Source organism: Spirosoma aerolatum, assembly GCF_002056795.1.
GTDB lineage: Bacteria > Bacteroidota > Bacteroidia > Cytophagales > Spirosomataceae > Spirosoma > Spirosoma aerolatum.
In genome coordinates this window covers 4,041,758-4,060,747 of the sequence record NZ_CP020104.1, presented here as the reverse complement: position 1 = coordinate 4,060,747, position 18,990 = coordinate 4,041,758, and the positions used below count along the sequence as shown (strand labels likewise).

The 18,990-nt window shown below is 49.9% G+C and carries 15 protein-coding genes and 1 tRNA gene; 5 read left to right on the top strand and 11 right to left on the bottom strand.

Annotated features, from left to right (window positions below; all coding sequences use genetic code 11):
- Positions 1-36: 36 nt before the first annotated feature.
- Both B5M13_RS16335 and B5M13_RS16330 read right to left on the bottom strand, forming a co-directional pair.
- Positions 37-720: a hypothetical protein gene (locus B5M13_RS16335; RefSeq protein ID WP_080056677.1), complete on the bottom strand. Its 684-nt coding sequence runs from the start codon at positions 718-720 to the stop codon at positions 37-39.
- Positions 721-740: 20 nt separating this feature from the next.
- Positions 741-1,955 (bottom strand): THUMP-like domain-containing protein, encoded by a 1,215-nt coding sequence (locus tag B5M13_RS16330; RefSeq protein ID WP_080056676.1) that lies wholly within the window; start codon positions 1,953-1,955, stop codon positions 741-743.
- A gap of 103 nt (positions 1,956-2,058) precedes the next feature.
- Here B5M13_RS16330 and B5M13_RS16325 point away from each other — a divergent pair, with 103 nt between their 5' ends.
- Both B5M13_RS16325 and B5M13_RS16320 read left to right on the top strand, forming a co-directional pair.
- Positions 2,059-3,666: a SulP family inorganic anion transporter gene (locus tag B5M13_RS16325; RefSeq protein WP_080056675.1), complete on the top strand. Its 1,608-nt coding sequence runs from the start codon at positions 2,059-2,061 to the stop codon at positions 3,664-3,666.
- A gap of 176 nt (positions 3,667-3,842) precedes the next feature.
- The gene (locus B5M13_RS16320) at positions 3,843-5,225 is read left to right on the top strand and encodes a glycoside hydrolase family 30 protein (protein WP_394334298.1); all 1,383 of its coding nucleotides are present in this window, start codon (positions 3,843-3,845) and stop codon (positions 5,223-5,225) included.
- 152 nt (positions 5,226-5,377) lie between these two features.
- Here the strand turns inward: B5M13_RS16320 and B5M13_RS16315 are convergent, their stop codons facing one another.
- Together B5M13_RS16315 and B5M13_RS16310 are read right to left on the bottom strand one after the other, a co-directional pair.
- On the bottom strand, positions 5,378-5,959 hold the full coding sequence (locus tag B5M13_RS16315) for a cupin domain-containing protein (RefSeq protein WP_080056674.1): 582 nt from the start codon (positions 5,957-5,959) through the stop codon (positions 5,378-5,380).
- A gap of 29 nt (positions 5,960-5,988) precedes the next feature.
- A complete protein-coding gene (locus tag B5M13_RS16310; RefSeq protein WP_080056673.1) occupies positions 5,989-6,894 on the bottom strand; it encodes an oxygenase MpaB family protein in 906 nt (301 codons plus the stop codon).
- 163 nt (positions 6,895-7,057) lie between these two features.
- On the opposite strand from B5M13_RS16310, the gene B5M13_RS16305 reads away from it, so the two are divergent.
- On the top strand, positions 7,058-8,194 hold the full coding sequence (locus B5M13_RS16305) for a redoxin domain-containing protein (RefSeq protein ID WP_080056672.1): 1,137 nt from the start codon (positions 7,058-7,060) through the stop codon (positions 8,192-8,194).
- Between the two features lie 22 nt (positions 8,195-8,216).
- Here the strand turns inward: B5M13_RS16305 and B5M13_RS16300 are convergent, their stop codons facing one another.
- The 7 genes from B5M13_RS16300 to B5M13_RS16270 form a co-directional block, all read right to left on the bottom strand.
- Positions 8,217-9,560: a Gfo/Idh/MocA family protein gene (locus B5M13_RS16300; RefSeq protein ID WP_080056671.1), complete on the bottom strand. Its 1,344-nt coding sequence runs from the start codon at positions 9,558-9,560 to the stop codon at positions 8,217-8,219.
- Positions 9,561-9,732: 172 nt separating this feature from the next.
- A complete protein-coding gene (locus B5M13_RS16295; RefSeq protein ID WP_245859352.1) occupies positions 9,733-11,274 on the bottom strand; it encodes an FAD-dependent monooxygenase in 1,542 nt (513 codons plus the stop codon).
- Between the two features lie 41 nt (positions 11,275-11,315).
- Complete coding sequence (locus B5M13_RS16290; RefSeq protein ID WP_080056670.1) at positions 11,316-12,134, bottom strand: helix-turn-helix domain-containing protein; 819 nt, start codon at positions 12,132-12,134, stop codon at positions 11,316-11,318.
- Positions 12,135-12,223: 89 nt separating this feature from the next.
- Positions 12,224-12,298: transfer RNA gene (locus B5M13_RS16285), tRNA-Val, on the bottom strand.
- Positions 12,299-12,322: 24 nt separating this feature from the next.
- Positions 12,323-13,639, bottom strand: coding sequence for an MFS transporter (locus B5M13_RS16280; RefSeq protein ID WP_080056669.1), 1,317 nt, complete (start codon positions 13,637-13,639; stop codon positions 12,323-12,325).
- Between the two features lie 59 nt (positions 13,640-13,698).
- Positions 13,699-14,571: an alpha/beta fold hydrolase gene (locus tag B5M13_RS16275; protein WP_080056668.1), complete on the bottom strand. Its 873-nt coding sequence runs from the start codon at positions 14,569-14,571 to the stop codon at positions 13,699-13,701.
- Between the two features lie 88 nt (positions 14,572-14,659).
- Positions 14,660-15,121, bottom strand: coding sequence for a DUF4822 domain-containing protein (locus B5M13_RS16270; RefSeq protein ID WP_080056667.1), 462 nt, complete (start codon positions 15,119-15,121; stop codon positions 14,660-14,662).
- Between the two features lie 119 nt (positions 15,122-15,240).
- Between B5M13_RS16270 and B5M13_RS16265 the strand changes: the two genes are divergently transcribed.
- Positions 15,241-16,881 carry a T9SS type A sorting domain-containing protein gene (locus B5M13_RS16265; RefSeq protein WP_080059958.1) on the top strand — a complete coding sequence of 547 codons (1,641 nt, stop codon included), beginning with the start codon at positions 15,241-15,243 and terminating at the stop codon, positions 16,879-16,881.
- A 38-nt stretch (positions 16,882-16,919) separates the two neighbouring features.
- Positions 16,920-18,956 (top strand): thioredoxin domain-containing protein, encoded by a 2,037-nt coding sequence (locus B5M13_RS16260; RefSeq protein ID WP_080056666.1) that lies wholly within the window; start codon positions 16,920-16,922, stop codon positions 18,954-18,956.
- Positions 18,957-18,990: the final 34 nt, after the last annotated feature.

Below are 18,990 nucleotides of genomic sequence, written 5' to 3'. Positions count from 1 at the left end.
GGCTTACTACCTCATACACCATATATCATACATCCATTAGTTGCTTTTCTTGGCTTTTACAGCTTCAACATTTTTCTTCCGATTTTCGAGTTCGGTCAGGGCGGTTTGCTGATCTACTTTGTTGGTTTCAATGTCTTTCTGTAGTTGCTCCAGCTCTTTCGCGTTTTCTTCAAGGCGTTTTTGGAGACGCTCTTTTTCTTTTCCATTCTGTTCAATGGAACGCTGTAGCTGTTCGCCTTTACGAACCATCCGCTGGTGATTCTTTTGAGCTTCGTCGAAGCTGCCTTCGGCGGTTCGTACTTCCTGCCCATACAAGCTGTTATCGGCAAATGCCTTCAATAAACTTTCGGCGGCCGAATAACCGGAATCTCCAGCTTTGACAAAATTACCGTTGCCCCGGTCGAAAGAGGCAAAGATCGTAGCCGATGTGCGGGACGATTTGACTGTACTGATCAGGTTGATGGGTTCCGACGAAATGGCCGAAATGCTGGCGTTGGGAACCCGATACGTGCCCCGTGACGAACTTACCCGGCCGTATTTCTGGAGTTCAGTTTCCCAGTCTTTTTCTATTTGCTTACCGTCGCCCTGGAGGGTTAAGTAAAGACCCGCTATCGTGGCTTTATCGACGGTGGTTTCGCCCGCGTAAACGGTTTGCGCATAGGTTGATCCTGAATAAATGAGCAGGAAAGCCAGTACGGTGGATCGCAAAATGGTGTTCATTGGTTTTGGTGGTTAATGTGTTATGAATCAGATTGATCGACTTTGTGGGTAATCAATAGGCGTTTATCGCCGTTTTGCAGCGTTGTTGCCAGAATATAGACTGAGCCGCCTTCGCGTAAAGATAATTTTTTCCGCAACTCTGCTACGGTTTGAGGGAAGTTTCGAACGGTGAGGTTCGCTTTCCCGTCGGGTACATCTTGTTTTAGGGCTTTAGCATCTGGTTTTATAATTGATTGAAGTTTGAAAATTCGGCCCGGAAAATCCTGAATCAATGAGTGGCTGGTATACAAATGGCTGTGTGGAGCCAGTTTCAGCAGACCGTAGCGGTGTCCAGCCAGTCGGAAAGCCCCCGCTTTCAATATGGCGGCATTGGGTTCATACAGGTACGATTGGGGATCGCCTAGCGATACGTTGGTATCTCGTTCCTCCTGCTCATTAAATGTAAATACGATGGATTTATGGCTGGTTAAGTTAATCGCATTAATTGAACTAGGATTTGAGGTAGCGGATGACTGGCTAAGAACAAACAGGATTTCCTTCACCTCGCCCTGGACCGCCACAATGTGTACGTCATTGACCAGACCCGCCATCTGTCGGACGGCCAGATTGATGTCAAGTAACGGTGATACTTTCACTAAAATTTTGTTGGCGTGTTGTAACAGCTTCAATAGGGTCGGGGGATTCGACAGATCGGGCTCGCAGTCTTCCAGCCGAACGACTTTACCACCCTGCTCATTTCGCCGATGGGGATCAATATAAAGCCAGTCGACAGAACCATTCAGGAATCCAGTTTTTTCCAGTAGCGTCAGGCCGTTACCCTGTTCAACCTGTACGTTCGTTGTGCCCAGCAAAGGTAGGTTATATGCCGCCAGTTCAGTCAGTTCAGGTTGTTGTTCGACGTACGTAACCTGATCCACACGTTTGGCAAAGGCCCAGGTATCAACGCCCATGCCTCCCGTTAGGTCGACCAGTCGTTTGCCCTGCACCAGAGACGCTTTGTAGTACGCTGTTCGTTCCGACGAAGCCTGTTCGACCGATAAAGGTGGTGGGAAAATCAACGCGTCATGGGCATACCACGTAGGCAGTTTATCGCGGGCTTTCTGGCGGGCACTTAGTTGTGCGGCCAGTTTTTTGATGTCTAAGTCGGTAGGGTGGGCCCGCAAGAGTAACGACCGTACATCGGCGGTAAGATGGGCCTGAATAAAGGCTTGTTCGGGAGGAGTAAGCTGGATCAAGGAATGTTTTAATCGTTTTTTAATCTTTCTTTAATTTATTTTTAATTTTACAAGCCTGCTCATTTAGTCAGGTATATTGATACACTGATTATTCCAACCTTTTATGCAACGCATAAGCCCGCTTCGAACATTAACTCAGTATAAGTCAGCTTATTTACGTTACGATTTGCCTTCAGGCTTATCTGTTTTTCTGGTCGCCTTGCCCTTATGTTTAGGGATTGCATTGGCATCGGGTGCCCCGCTGTTTTCGGGGTTGGTGGCGGGTATGGTTGGCGGAATCGTCATTGGGTTTCTGTCTGGATCAGAAGTCAGTGTAAGTGGTCCGGCGGCTGGCCTGGCGGTGATTGTGGCCGATGCCATTGCAAAAATAGGCTCTTACGAGGCTTTTTTGGTGGCTGTTGTACTGGCTGGAGCCATACAATTTGTTCTTGGCCTGATTAAAGCGGGTCGATTCAGTAGTTTCTTTCCCGACAGTGTGATCAAGGGGATGCTGGTGGCTATCGGCATTGTTATTATTCTGAAGCAAATTCCCCATGCACTGGGCAGAGATAACGACTATGAAGGGGAGTTCGAGTTTCAGCAGTTGGCTGATGGTGAAAACACACTTTCGGAAATTTACCGGGCTATCGAAACGGCAAGTCCTGGTGCAGTAGTCATCAGTTTGATTTCGTTAGTCTTTCTGATTGGCTGGGACAAGATCGTAGGGAAAAGTAACCGGGCATTCCTGAAGAACTTCCCTTCGCCGTTGATTGTCGTTTGTGGCGGAGTAGCCCTTAATGAATTTTATCGGGTTGCGGTTCCGGCGTGGTACCTGGGCGATACAGCTCATCAGCACATGGTACAAATTCCTACGATTAAACCGGGGCAAAGCCTGTTCTCTATTTTTGATTTTCCTGATTTTTCTATTTTGACCAATCCACAAGTGTATGGTATTGCGGCAACGATTGCGCTGGTGGCAAGTCTGGAAACGTTGTTGAACCTCGAAGCCTCTGACCGGCTCGACCCCGCCAAACGTATTTCCTCGCCCGATCAGGAGTTGATTGCACAAGGGGTTGGGAATATGCTGTCGGGAATGATTGGGGGCCTGCCCGTTACGTCGGTGGTGGTGCGAACTTCGGCCAATGTGTATGGCGGAGCCAAAACCCGAATATCAGCGATTTTGCATGGTTCGTTTTTGTTGATTGCTGTATTTCTAGGCGGAGCCTTGCTTAACCTGATTCCTCTCTCATGCCTGGCGGCTGTGTTGATCATGGTCGGCTACAAATTGGCGAAACCAGCTATTTTTCAGAAAGTGTACCGGGATGGATGGAGCCAGTTTGTCCCGTTCATTGTGACAGTCGTAGGAATTATTTTTACTGACCTACTTATTGGGATTGCGTTGGGTTCGGTGGTGGGGATTCTGTTTGTGCTTTATACGAATGTGCATACCAGTTTCCGGGTCGATCGCGATGGACGGAAAGTGACGATTGAGTTTGAGAAAGACTTGTATTTCCTCAGCAAGCCGCAGTTGAAGGAAGTGCTGGGAACATTGCAATCGGGTGATGAGGTGGTCATCGATGGCACCAATGCCCCATTTATTGATCACGACATTTTCAACATGCTTCAGGATTACAGCGAAATTGCTAAAGTACAGGGCATTGGGTACGAGCTTCGAAACGTTGTGCTTAATCGTCGGAAGCGCCGACGGACGAGCCGCCTTATCGCCCAATAGTGAGTAAAAGCAACTTGAACGGCGTAGCACGGACCGTTTTATCGCTCATACGGAAGCGGCATGAGTAAGTTATGGCCAAAACAGGTTTATTTACTATTAGCAGCCGGACGAATCACCGAAACCCGGCTGCATGTAGTTTCATGCATTCGCACATAAATACCAGGGTTATTTTTTTTATGTTGCTGCTGTCAATGAGCAGCTATGGACAAACCGCATCGCAGAAATCCACGAAAGCTGGAGGGGTTGAATTCTGGTTAACCGATCCTGCAAAGTCGATTCTTTTTGTAAAACAGTCCTCCGTAAGCCTTGGCGGTAGTAAAAAAACGGCGGCTACGATTCATGTAAACCCGGCTCAGACGTACCAGACGATTGACGGCTTCGGCTACACGCTTACTGGAGGGAGTGCTATGCTCATTCATCGGATGGACGCCAGAATTCGGGCAAATCTATTGAACGAGTTGTTTGGAACTACCGGAAAAAGTATCGGTACGAGTTATTTGCGGGTGAGTATTGGTGCATCGGACCTCGACGATCATGTGTTTTCGTACGATGATTTACCGGAGGGTCAAACCGATCCTACGCTGGCTAAGTTCAGTCTGGCACCTGACCGTGACTATTTAATCCCCATACTCAAACAAATTCTGGCGATCAACCCCAGTATAAAAATTCTTGGCTCCCCTTGGTCGCCCCCTGCCTGGATGAAAACCAACGGTAATTCGAAAGGGGGGAGCCTGAAAACGGACTACTATGATGCTTATGCCCGCTATTTTGTTAAATACATTCAGGGTATGGCAAAGGAGGGTATTCGGATTGATGCCATAACCATTCAGAATGAGCCCCTGCATCCGGGAAACAACCCCAGTATGCTGATGCTACCTGCCGAGCAGGCCATCTTCATCAAAAAAAGCCTCGGACCTGCCTTTAAAGCAGCTAAAATCAAAACAAAAATCATTCTGTACGACCACAACGCCGACCGGCCCGATTATCCAATAACGATATTGAATGATGCGGACGCCCGAAAATACGTGGATGGGTCGGCCTTTCACCTGTATGCTGGGCCTATCAGTGCGCTGTCGGAGGTTCACAAAGCCTATCCTGACAAGAATCTCTATTTTACCGAACAATGGATTGGGGCGCCCGGTAACCTGAAAGGTGATCTGGTCTGGCATGTGCGTGAATTGGTTATTGGAGGCACCCGGAACTGGTGCCGGACGGTGTTACAATGGAACCTCGCGGCCGATCCCAAACAGAATCCGCATACACCGGGTGGTTGTACGGAATGCCTGGGCGCCCTAACCATCGACGGTAATAAGGTAACGCGAAATCCGGCCTATTATAATGTGGCTGTGGCTGCGAAATTTGTCCGGCCGGGTTCTGTTCGAATCGCTTCTGATGAAGTGAAGTCACTACCCAATGTAGCCTTCAAAACCCCTGATGGGCATACTGTATTAATTGTGTTGAACGACAGTTCCGCTACTCAGCAGTTTACGGTTGACTCAGGTAATAGCCAGTTTAAATCAAGTTTGTCGGCTGGGGCCGTTGGCACATACGTCTGGTAAAGCTAAAAAGAAAGTCAGATAACAGATCGGAGAGTTCGTTTGAAAATAGTTTTAACTATTATTTTCATTCTTTCAAACCGCAAGGGCGCAATAGCCGCAAAGAATCTAAGTAGGCTCTTTGCGGCTATTGCGCCCTTGCGGTTTGAAAAAAATTATACAGTCCAGATTTTCGTTAGACCAGCCTCTTTCCCCAGCAGTGGGTCGGTTTGGGGCAATGGAACGGTTGCAATGGCTTTATCGACCTGGGGTCGCTCTCCGGGAAGTCCTTTATTAAGATCCCAGCTTCGTCCCTCCGGGTACGCGCCAACGATGCCGAGTTGGGTACTCTCCAGATTTTTATGGCCAACACCTGCCGGTATTACCAGTATATCGCCCGCCTGGACCTTTACTTTCTGGCCTTGTTCACCACCCAGATGCAGGAGCGCACTACCCGAATAAACGCCCAAAACTTCATGCGAGGTACTATGGAAGTGATGAAACGAATACACCCCGTTTCGCCACGAATTGGTCCAGTTGTTACCGGCGAATCGCTTTTCGAGCCACTCTGCGCCTGCATTGCCGCGCTCCGTAAAGATATTTCGGTACACCAGCAGGGGGAATTTGCTGTTAGGAATTTTGCCGTCGTCGGCAAATACAAACGTTTCGGGTAGCATAGGTTTCTGGTCGTCGGGTTGAGTCAGGGACGATCGTAAAGAGGCTAATCCCAGTACAGATAAAAATGTTTGACGGTTCATCGACTAATTGCCATTATCGGCACAAAGGGTTAAGCGGATGGAGAGTGCGGTTTGTCGATCAGATTCGTTGGGCCTACGGCTTCAATTGTTGGGGGTCCGGCGGGGTAATATCGGAACGACGTATTGGGAATCAGGGCAGGATAGGGCTTAAAGGTTATCCAGCGCAGGGGCCATTTTCGCAGGCATAAAGCGCTGTTCACTAAGGCTGTGAACCAGCCTGCTGGGCGCTCGTAGCCAAATGCTGTTCGTAGTTTATCGGAGATAAGCGCGGCAAAAGTGGGTTGTACCAGCCCATGCAAAAAGCCCGGAAACCAGCCCTGAACAATTCGGACAGTGGCATTGGTAATTTTTCGGTTGCTCTCTGTGTACCGGAAATAGCGGGCTTCGTACTCGGCTACAAACGTCTGGAAGTCGGCCAGATTATCAGGTAAGTCAGTTAATTGCATGCGTCGCCCCACTTCGCGGAAAAAATAAAACAGGGCTTGTTCTTCCGCAGAAGTAAGCTTCCGCCAGCCATAGTTTCTGAGCCAGTCGATAGGGTAGAAAACGAATGTGGCCAGCACAAACAGAAAATCTGCGTTATCGATGCGGTAATGGCCGTGAATTTTATTCATGTGGGCAATGGCCCGTAACCCCTTTTCGCTGTCGTACCCCGATTCTAAGAACTCCGAAATCGGCCGACTGGTATCGTCGTACCGTTTTTGTCCATGATGCTCAAACTCGCCTGTCCGAGCCAGTAAGCCCGATACCCTGGGGCTGGTGTAGGTATGAAACAAAGCCAGTTCGAGCGCACGGGCTATATCGAATGGAAATTCGTAAGCGGTTAGCAGGTGAACGATTCGCTGGTGATCGCGGACGGGATCGAGTGTTACCAACTCCCGCTGAACCGCCGGATTGCGGAACAGGCCAAGTCGTTTTTTATAGATCGCAGGCATAAAAACTCAATATCAAAGCAGGGCTTCCTGAAAGGTACGTAGAAGCGGAAAATTAACTGATTAAAAAAAAACTATAAAAAGTTGGTTCGTAAGTAATTACGTAAAAAACAGGTCTTTGGCAAGTTACAGATGAATAAATACCAACCTCTTCTCGTAAAACCCTATGCAATCCCTAATTCGATTTGTTCCTCTAAAGATAGCTCTCCTGGTCTGGCTGCTGGTGGCTGTGACAGACCACAGTTTTGCAGATGGTGATGGACCGCCCACACTGGAAATTGGCGCTTCGGCTCCTGATTTTAATTTGCCCGGTGTCGATGGTAAACTATACACACTAAAAAGTTTTGCCACTGCGAAGGTGCTGGTCATTGTATTTACCTGTAATCATTGCCCAACCGCACAAGCTTACGAAGATCGACTGAAAGCCCTTACCGCAGATTACAAAGGGAAAGGCGTAGCGGTGGTGGCTATTTCTCCGAATTATCCAGCGGCTGTTTCATTGGACGAAATGGGGTATACCGACATGGGCGATAGTTTTGCCGAGATGAAACTTCGGAGTAAGGACAAAAAATATAATTTCCCGTATTTGTTCGATGGAGAGACCGAAAAAATATCGCGGCAGTACGGGCCCGTTGCCACACCCCATGCCTTTGTGTTTGATGCGCAGCGAAAACTCCGGTATACTGGTCGCTTAGATGGCTCCGAAAAGCCGGGTTCGGCCAATGCTGAGGATATTCGGGCGGCTCTGGATGCTGTATTGGCAGGCAAACCAGTAGCCGTTGCCAAAACCAAGACCTTTGGCTGTTCCATAAAATGGATGGAAAAGAGCGACTGGGCTAAAAAAGCCCCATCGATATGGGCCAAAGAACCCGTCGACCTGAGCCTGATTGGTGAAGATAGCCTAAAAGCACTGCTAGCCAACAAAACAGACAAAGTGCGGCTCATTAATGTATGGGCAACCTGGTGTGGCCCCTGCATCACCGAACTGCCTGAGTTTGTGAACATGAACCGGATGTACCGTAACCGGGAGTTTGAGTTTATCACCCTGAGTGCCGATGTACCCGATAAAAAGGACAAAGCGCTGGCGACACTAAAACGTCTACAGGCATCCAGTAAAAACTATTTATTCAACTCCACTGACAAATACAAGCTCATCGAAACCCTCGATCCGCAGTGGCAGGGCGCTTTGCCCTACACACTGCTGATTGAGCCTGGCGGAAAAGTAGTCTATCGGCATCAGGGCAGCATCGACCCCGCCGAAATGAAGAGAAAGATTGTCGAAAAAATTGGCCGATATTATTAGATAACACGTCCGTCCAGAGGCATTACACAACTGGTAATTTCCAGCCGTTGTGGTAATGGGCAGCAATCAGGGCGTTGGCCTGAGGATCGTTTTTAAACCCTTTTGTGGCAGCGTCCCAGTACACTTTACGACCGGTTTTGTAGGCAATGTTGCCCATGTGCGCGTTGATAGCTGCAATGCTACCTGTTTCGATGCCGCATTTCAGCATGGCCGGATCATTGGCTTTTATAGCCTGTACAAAGTTTTTGGTGTGCTCATTGAGGTAATCGCCATTACGTGCCTGTTTGGGAATGTCTTCAACCTTGTACACTTTGATGCCGTTCTTCGTTTCGGTTTCGGGCAATAACTCCCAGCCATCACGGTTGAGTACCAGCGTGGCATTGTTGCCGATGAACGCAATGCCTTCCGTTCGGCCGTAGTTTCCACCGTCGATGCCCGTAGCATGTTCCCAGAGCATGTTGAAGCCATCATACTCATACACCGTCTGCAAGGTGTCGGGCGTTTCAGATGCATCGTCGGGATAGGCGAGTTTTCCACCCGAGGCCATGACGGATTTAGGCGCTTTGGCATTCATGGCGAAGAGGGCAATATCGATTTCGTGAACGCCCCAGTCGGTCATCAGGCCACCGGCATAATCCCAGAACCAGCGGAAGTTGAAGTGAAATCGGTTCGGATTGAACGGCCGTTTGGGGGCTGGTCCGAGCCACATATCGTAATCGACACCCGCCGGAGCAGCACTATCGGGCCGAACCGGAACCGGGTTCATCCAGCCCTGATACGCCCATACTTTTACCAGTCGGATGTTGCCCAGTTTGCCCGAGCGAATGTATTCAATGGCTTTGGCATAGTGTGAGCCGCTCCGCTGCCATTGCCCGATCTGCACAAGCTTACTGGATTTTTTGGCGGCTGCGAGCATCAGATTACACTCTTCAATGCTGTTGGCCAGTGGCTTTTCGCAGTACACATGTTTGCCTGCCGATAAAGAGTCGATCATGGCCATACAATGCCAGTGATCGGGCGTACCGATAATCACGGCATCGAGGTCTTTGTTCTCCAGCATTTTCCGATAGTCTTTGAACAACTGCGGACGTTTATGCTGCATGGTTTCGACATCGGCCGCCCGCTTGTCGAGCACACTCTGGTCCACATCGGCCAGGGCTATACATTCGACATCGCTCTGGAGTAAGTGGGAACGAAGATCTGACCAGCCCATGCCGTTGCAACCGATTACACCAATCTGGAGTTTTTCGTTTGCGGCAACCTGGCGACGCTGACTGGCAATGGCTTCAACGGAGGGGAGACTAATCAGCCCGGCTCCCGTGGCAGCGGCTGAGTTTCGTAAAAAATTACGGCGTGTTGTGTTCATCTATTGACAAGAGTTTAGGGATGTACTGACTGATCTATTGTCAAAAGCAACGGTAATCGTTTCCCTAATCACATCTTGCCGATGGATTTGTTAGCAACCGTACCGATTTATGGTTAAAGCCCTATTTTTTGATTGATTAGGGGTAATGTGGAGGCTAGTCTAGACCCGAATGTCAAACAAACCAGGCGTTGATAGCTTCGGAGAGTTCGCTGTAATCCGGAGTATTGTCAGAAGCCCAGGCAACAATCCCGTCGGGTCGAATCAGTACGGCCTGTACGCCCAGTTGGTTAGTCGTCTGTTCCGAAATGTAGGTCAATGAGTGGCTATATGTACTTGCCAACGTTTTGAGAGATACATTGCCCTCGAAATCGAGCAGTATACCCCGACCACTGTGCATCATGTCGCCAATCGTCGTACCATTTTCGAAGGTAAAGTTGGGGATACTGTGGCCGATCAGGGGGTGATTGCCGCCAAGATCATACTGGGTATGAACTCCCCACACGCGTCCCGCCATATAGGTGGCCACATCGGACGTTTTCATCAGATCGCGGAAAATAGCATTGAGCGCACGGGCACCTGGGGTCGGTTTCATGATCGCAACCTGCGCGCGCGACCAGTCCAGAACCTGCGTCCCAATAGGGTGTCGTTCGGTATTGTAACTATCCAGCAAGCCTTGTGGTGCTCTGTTCTGGATGGTAGCCGCCAGTTTCCAGCCCAGGTTCATGGCATCGCCCAGCCCAAGATTAAGCCCCTGACCTCCCAGGGGCGAGTGAATGTGCGCGGCATCGCCAGCTAATAAAACCCGACCGTTTCGATAGGTTGTGGCCTGCCGCGCCCGATCAGTCCAGGTGGTTGCAACATGCAGGGTGGTAATTGTAACATCGGTATTCGAGACCCGACGCAGTACGTCCTGTACGTGCTCCCGTGTGATAGGCATTCCTGAATCATGAAATGCGCCACCATCAAACTCTTGTATCATCACGTAACCAGGCTGCGATTGCAGATACATACCCGTTGGGGTCAGGTTTCGGCCTGGTTTTAGTTTCTCGGGATCGGTAATGTCGATTTGGGTCGTGTAACCCGTAAATTCCGGCTCGGTACCAGCGAATACAAAGCCACCTAACTTGCGGACAACACTACGGCTACCATCGCAGCCCACCAGCCATGTACTTCGGAACGATTGCTCACCGGATTGGACAATTACCTCATCTTCGGTTTGTTCAAATCCAGTAACCGCAAGCCCACGCTTAATCGCTACGCCCAGGGCGAGTGCCCGGCGGGTCAGTACCGTTTCAAGTTCATCAATTTCAGAAATTAAACTGGTTGCCGTCGAACCAGGCAGGCGATAAGACCATTGTGACGCATCAATATCCCCGTCATAAAATGGAATGCCAGCGAAGTGCCCTACCTGCCGACGAGCACCCTGCCCAGCGTGTTGGTGGGGATTTTTAAGCCGTTTGTGGATAGCGAGCTCCTGCAGTAACCCACGGCGGTAAAGGGCATCAATAGTGGGTGCCGATAGCCCCCGTATGCCAAAAGGAAGTTGCTTTAGGGGTAAATGTGGAGTCGCTGCCTTTTCCAGTATCAGGACAGAGCAGTTGGCCAGGGCTAGTTCGCAGGCAAGGAATAGACCTACCGGGCCTGCACCGGAAATAAGGACATCGTATGTGGACTCTTTTCGTGGGTATTTCATGCGTTCAGTTGCCTCGATCATCGAGCGTGTTTGACAGCACAAAATTCAGGTCTGCTCGTATGTCAGGCTTGTATAAACGCGACAAAATCACCGTTTACAGCTTGTTTGTCTTGCCGGGCTTTTCGGGCGAAAGCTGCTGGGGTCGTTCCACTATAGCGTTTGAATTCACGGCTTAAATGAGATTGGTCCGTATACCCCAGCTCATAGGCTAGACCAGCCAGGTTAACTTCTGGATCGAGCCATAACTGATTGCGGACCTGCTCGAAACGAATAAGCCCCGACACGTCTTTGACTGCATAGCCCGATGATTGTTTGAACTTCCGTTCCAACGTCCGAACGGTTGCATGTGCTGCTTCGGCCACCTGACTCACTGGTAGCGTGCCGTTGGCCGCTCGCATCGCTGATCCCGCTTTGGCAACCATACGATCAGTAGCAATTGCCATTCGGGTATTCAGAAAAAACTGCGTTAGCTGATCCAACGCATTCATGACCTTGCCAGCGTGAATCAACGCTGCCAGCGATGGGTGAAGCTGAGCAATAGGGTGCTCAAACATTCGTACGCCATCTTTACCAGCAGGCAGGCCAAGTAAATCAAACACAGTCCAGGGAAAGCACCGGATTGCCAGGATTTCCAACCGATTTTTTGCGTAGAAAACAGCAGGCTGATTGAGCAGCCCCACCATAAACGGTGACGCCAAGGGCTGCAAGTGCCCATTGCTCGAAATACTACAGCCGCTTCCGAAGTGAAAGATGATTTCAGCATAGCCATCTGGTACGACCTTGAACCCCGACAGTTGCTCGCCAAAGTCTCGTTGATTGTACCAAAAGCACTTTATGGTATCCCGTAGCGCTTCGGGTGGTTCAAATTCCAGGTGTTGCATGCAGAAAGGTAATGGATTTTCGATAATCTATGGGCAATAAAAAAAGAGGCATTCCAGCGTTTAGACTGATTGATGCCTCTTTTTATCGGTAGGAAGTAGCGGGCTCGAACCGCTGACCTCTGCTCTGTCAAAGCAGCGCTCTGAACCAACTGAGCTAACCTCCTTTGCTCCCTTTCGGGGTTGCAAACTTACAAAACTTCTTCTGTTTCCAAATGGGCATGGTAAATTTTTTGTGATGGAATCCGCCACAAAAGCATAAACCCAACCACAAACAGCACCAGCAGCGCCAATACGCTGTTTCGCATACTACCCGTTAGCTGCTCGATCAGTCCATACACCAGCGTACCAAATACGATAGAGGTTTTCTCTGTCACGTCGTAGAAACTGAAATACGAAGCGGTATCGGTAGTGGCCGGGATGAGTTTGGAATAGGTTGACCGTGATAGTGACTGAATTCCACCCATCACTAGTCCAACAACACCCGCCAGAATAAAAAACTGCGATTCAGTCTGAACGAAATAGGCGGCCGCGCAAATCCCAATCCAGATGACAACGGCGGTCATGAGGGAGTAGGTGTTTCCGATTCGTTCGGAAAGCCGCGAAAAGCCGTAAGCGCCCGGAATGGCAACCAACTGAATGAGCAGAATGGTAATAATCAGGCTTTGACCGGGTAATTTCAGCTCGTCGCTCCCGAAAATCGTCGCTACGTACATGACGGTCTGAACAGCCATGTTATACACAAAAAACGATACGAGGAAGCGTTTAGCTAACGGTAATCCCTGGAGTTCGGCCCATACATGGCGTAGTTCTTTAAAGCCATTTAGCAGGTAATTTCCAGTTTTTCCAACGGCTTTTCGGGTTCCATCGGGCAATCGGCTGAACGGGATCTGAGCAAAGCCGATCCACCACAAGCCAACCGTCAGGAAGGCGATCCGGGAAGCCATCGCTTCGGAAATATTACCAAACCACTCGCGTTTCAGGATGACCAGCAGGTTTAAAATCATCAGCAGTACGCTGCCCAGATACCCCATCGAAAAACCACGGGCGCTGACCCGGTCATATTGGTCTTCACTGGCAATATCGGGCAGGTAGGAATTATAGAACACAATACTGCCACTCCAGCCAATCAGGCTGAGCCAGAAGCAGATAACGGCAAACGTAGTGGTTTCCCGAACAAAAAAATACAAAAGGCTGCAGCTGATGGCTCCTGTATAGCAAAACACTTTCATGAATGCTTTTTTTCGCCCGCTATAATCGGCAACGGCGGTGCAGATAGGTGAAAGGAGTGCCGTAAACAGAAAAGCGGCCGAGATGGTGTAGGAAAAAAGGACCGAGTTTTTGATAGAGATACCCAGAAAATTAATCACCGGGCCACCTGTTTCGTTGAGCGCCGTTGCTGAGAAATAAACTGGAAAAATACTGGATACGATGACCAGCGAATGCACTGAATTGGCCCAGTCGTAAAACGTCCAGGCAGTGAGGATACGGGGGATATTTTTAGACATAAAGAGCGAAAGCGTGAATGAGTGAAAGAGCGAAAGTTTATCGAAGGTAATTCGCTCTTTCACTCATTCACGCTTTCGCTCTTTAAAAAATTTACAACTGCCTTCGTGAAGGCATGATTTGAGTCGCCAGCGACCATATGACCCGCTTCGGCAACGTTGACACTCTGAACGTGCGGTACAGAATCCAGAAATTCGGCCATTATTTTTTCGCTCACTACATCGCTCATACCACCTCGGACGATGAGTGTGGGAACAGTGAGCTTATGAGCAGCCTGGTATAGGCGTTCTTCGTTCTGCGTTTTTTGATCAGGGCTTGAGTTTTGCTTCCAGAGGGCCAGCATGTTTGGGTCCCAGTGCCAGTAGTAACGCCATTCGCCAGTCGGGCTTTTGCGTAAACGCAGGTTTTTCTCCAAACGGCTATGATCGGCAGGGCGGGGCCGATGGGGGAGGTAAGCCGCTACGGCTTCGGCAGCTTCATCCAGGCTGGCAAAGCCGTCAAGGTTACTACTCATAAACGCAAAGATTCGCTCAATACCCTTCTGCTCCGTGCGTGGGGCAATATCGACAAGGACAACCGCTTTGCAGATGGATGCACTACCGGGCGGACGTTCGCCTTCGGCAATCAGGGCAGTCATGCCACCCATAGAGGCTCCAACGATAGCCGGTTTTTGATCGAGCTGAGCAATGACAGCCCGCAGGTCAGCCGCCAGATACTCAATACCATAGTGTCCCTCTGCCGACCAGTCGCTGTCACCGTGACCCCGTGCGTCGAGTGCAAGGGCATAGAAACCTGCATCGGCCAGCCATTGAGCCGTGTCGCCCCAGGAGTGCCGGGTCTGTCCACCGCCATGAAGGAGCAAAACGGGTGGATTCGCTGGGTCTCCATATACATCAGCCGCGATGTAAAAGCCAGGTTCGGTTTCGAATTTCATAGTATGAAAGAGCGAAAGCGTGAATGAGTGAAAGAGCGAAAACCTGCCGGACGGCTTCGCTCTTTCACTCATTCACGCTTTCGCTCCATTAAATGGAAGGGTCAAACTCCAGGTTGATGTCGGCGTCTTTCCCATCGACGGGAGCCCGCTGGCGAAGGATGAGTTTATTTTTTGTAAGCTGGACGATGGGGAAGTTTCCACTAAAACCCGTTACTACTACATCGATCGACTTGTTATCGGTGGCCAGTTTCCAGGTGCCGTTGTTGATGACCAGATTCGATTGCTTGGGATCGAGGGCCCGTACGGTACCGTTGTTCCGAAATTGCATGTTCAGGTCATACAATATTTGAGTCGCCAGATTCAGACGACTTTTGTTGATTTCCTGACTATTTGTGTCGGTTACCCGTACTGTTCGCCAGTTGTTGGCAATCAACAGATCGGTTTGTGAAGCTGTTGTGACAACGGGCGTGGTACCATCGTCTTTTTTGCAACCTGCTACAGCGCCTAAAAGAACTGTAAACACGAGGAGAAATCGGGTTGTATGCTTCATTCGATCGGATTGATTTGTCGGATTGTTTCGGACTAATAACGGGAATTGCTGACGTATCGTTTATGAACCGGGACACGTTGCGCCCTTAAAATTCTGTAGTTTTGCCCAAATTTCAAGCGATGCGGCTTCCATTTGGTTTTTTTCTGATCGTATTCTGGCTAACAGCACAAGCCCGGCTAATGGCCCAGCAACTGTGTGCCGATCGGCTGACGTTTACCCCCGTAAGCCAGTCAAATCTGATCGAATGGAGTAAATTTCCAGACTTCAGTCTCCCGTTTCCGATTATTTACGGTGGCCCCCGATTTGCCGATACTCAGGCCAGTCCTTTGCGGCACGGATTTAGTCATCTGGTCGATGTGAAGGATTCGGAATATGGCTCATTGGTGAAGCCTCCCCAACGGGCTACGGTTTATTATGGTGTGGCAACGGGACTGAACCAACCCTGGGAAACGATTGAAAGCCCCTGGGGGAATGATCTGACGGCCTACCGGGCCAAGTGGGATGCCTATCTGTCGGGGTTGTCGGGTGGGCGGAAAAACGCGGCCGGTTTGTACATCCTTCCGGTTAGCCGGTTAGCATTGGACATTGAGCGATTTCAGGAAACCGACGCCCGGATACTACGGCTTAAAACCGATACCCGCGTTCCTGCTACATACCGTACCCTTTCGGATGCTGATTTTATTGCAGCGTATAAAAAGGCAATGCGAAACCTGTATGCCGAGAGTGCTCGGTATGTTCGCCAGCATGCCGACCTGACGGGTATCAGTGTAACCAGTTATGCCGATACGCCCGTTCTGAACACCTATGTGAATGTGCCCACGTTTAGTTGGACGGACTGGAAAACGAATCTGAGTCTGACCAACTACATGGTACAGGATTCAACGCTTAGCCGCATTGGCGGGCCGTATTATGACCAACTGGACGCTCTTGCCCCTTCAGCCTATTATTATTACGATTACCCCAATCCGTTTGCGCAGGATTATTTGGCGTATCTACTGTTTCAGGTAGAAGTAAACCGGGCCTGGAGCACGAAACCCGTAGTACCCTGGGTATGGATGCGGTATCATGATAGCTCCAATACGCCCTTTCAGTTTATCCAGCCTTTTATGGCCGAAGCGACTGCCATCTTCCCGTTCTTTTCCGGGGCGGCTGGTTTATGGCTTTGGGAAAATCCAACTTTTGCATCGACCCGTACCGATACCTACGCGGCCTATGAGCATTTTGTTCATGGACTTTACCGGCTGTCGCGTTTTGCCGACATGTTTCAGGGCACGTATGAATTGGTGATCGAGACACCCGCCCGCGATCTGATGGATAAACAACTGCCCGTTTGGCGGGGAGTCGTTAAAGGGAATCAAATCCTGATAGCGGCTCAGAATCCATACGCTGCCGATGGGGCTAAAACGAGTCTGACGGTTAACTACAAATCCTGGCGCCAAACCATTGAATTGACCGGACGTGAGGTGTATTTGTGTCGTTTCGATCTGGGGGCAATCACGGGCGTCGAACCTACGTTGCCTTCTTTTTCAGTATCGCCAAATCCGGCACAGGCCGATCTGACCGTCTCGTTTGAGCGCTTGCCTACTGCGTCAACAGAACTGACGCTGGTAAACACTAACGGCCAAACCATCGTTAAACAGGCGGTTAACAGTGTTAAGGAAGTGCTCAAGGTAGCCAATTTGCCTAGTGGATTGTATTTCCTTCGGATTCAGAACACCAGTACAAGTCAGACGAAAAAAATTGTCATTCATGGACATTAACTAGTCGTTTGCTACGCAGCAAATGACCTACCAATACTATGCCTAACCAACTGCAATACGAAACTAGCCCTTATTTGCTTCAACATGCCAACAATCCGGTCGATTGGTATCCATGGGGTGATGAAGCGCTTACCAAAGCCCTGGAAGAAGATAAACCAATTCTGGTCAGTATTGGGTATTCGGCCTGCCATTGGTGCCATGTGATGGAGCGCGAGTCGTTTGAAAAAGAGTCGGTGGCGCAAGTGATGAACGAGCATTTTGTCTGCATTAAAGTGGATCGGGAAGAGCGTCCGGATGTCGATGCCATTTATATGGATGCCGTGCAGGCAATGGGCGTACAGGGAGGCTGGCCACTCAATGTTTTTCTGATGCCCGGTGCCAAACCCTTCTACGGAGTTACATATCTGCCAACCCGAAACTGGGTCAATCTGCTGGATAGCATTCGACAGGCGTTTCAGGACCATCGGGAGGATCTGTCCAAATCGGCCGAAGGCTTTGCTACCGAACTGAATTTAACCGATGCCGAGCGGTATGGATTGAAACAGGCCGATCCGCTTTTTTCTCCTGAGCTGCTGGAAATCCTATACCGGAAAGTCGCTGTCAAGGCCGATGATGAGAAAGGCGGGATGCGTCGGGCCCCCAAGTTTCCAATGCCCAGTGTCTGGCGATTTTTGCTGCGCTATTACGATGCTACTGGCAACGAGGCCGCTTTGCATCAGGTACGGTTAACCCTCGATCGAATGGCGCTGGGTGGCATATACGACCAGCTTGGCGGTGGATTTGCCCGGTATTCGACGGATGGCGATTGGTTTGCTCCGCACTTTGAAAAAATGTTGTACGACAATGGGCAACTGCTGGCGTTGTATGCTGAAGCCTATAGCCTGACCAAAAGCCCGCTCTATAGACATGTTGTCTATCAGACTATCAGTTTTGCGCAGCGTGAACTTCTGAGCCCAGAAGGTGGCTTCTATTCGGCTCTGGATGCCGATAGCGAAGGGATGGAAGGTAAATTTTACACCTTTACGACACCCGAATTAAAAGAGTTACTGGGCGACGAGTATGACTGGTTTGCAGAATTGTATAACCTGACCGATGCCGGAAACTGGGAGCACGGTCGTAACATACTTCACCGGACCGAAACCGACGAATCGTTTGCGGAGCGAATGGATTGGTCGCTGCCCGATCTGGAATTACGACTGGCGGCCACCCACACCCGCTTATGGCGGATACGTGAAGAACGGATACGGCCCGGCCTGGACGATAAAATTCTGGCATCGTGGAATGGCCTGATGCTGAAGGGGCTGGCGACTGCTTACCGGGTTTTTGCCGAACCGGAGTTCTTGACCCTGGCGATCCGGCTGGCGTTTTTTCTGCTCAAAAAAATGCGGGACACTCGAAACGGTCGACTATGGCATACCTATAAACTAGGCCGTGCCCGGCAGGCAGGTTTTCTGGAAGACTATGCTGCCGTTATCGATGGATTACTGGCACTTTATCAGGCCACATTCACCGAAAGCTGGCTAATGGAAGCGGATCAATTGATGCAGTATGTACTGGCGAATTTTTCGGATGCCGGTACTGCCGAAACGGAGCCCGATCCTATGTTTTTCTTTACCGATAAAAATGGCGAAGAACTCATTGCCCGGCGTAAGGAGCTGTTCGATAATGTGATTCCTTCCTCGAATTCGATGATGGTCGAAAATCTTTATACCTTGAGCCTATTGCTGGAACGACCAGCTTATGTCGAGCGGGCCGACCAGATGCTGGGAAGAGTGCAGCCTTTAGTACAGCAAAACGCCGATTACCTTACTAATTGGGCTTCTCAATTTGCCATGCGTACCCGACCTACGGCTGAAATTGCCGTGGTTGGCCCAGATGCCGAAGTCTATCGGGAAGCGCTAGATGCTGAATTTTATCCCAACAAAGTGATTTGTGGTACCGTCGATAAAAGTACCTTGCCTTTGCTGGAGCAGCGGGGCTCTATCAACGGAAACACAGCTGTGTATGTCTGCTATAACCGAGCTTGTCAATTGCCCGTTACCAGCGTAGCTGCCGTATGGCAACTTTTACGGTGAAAAGGTTGACAGAATCACGTATCTTACCGACGAT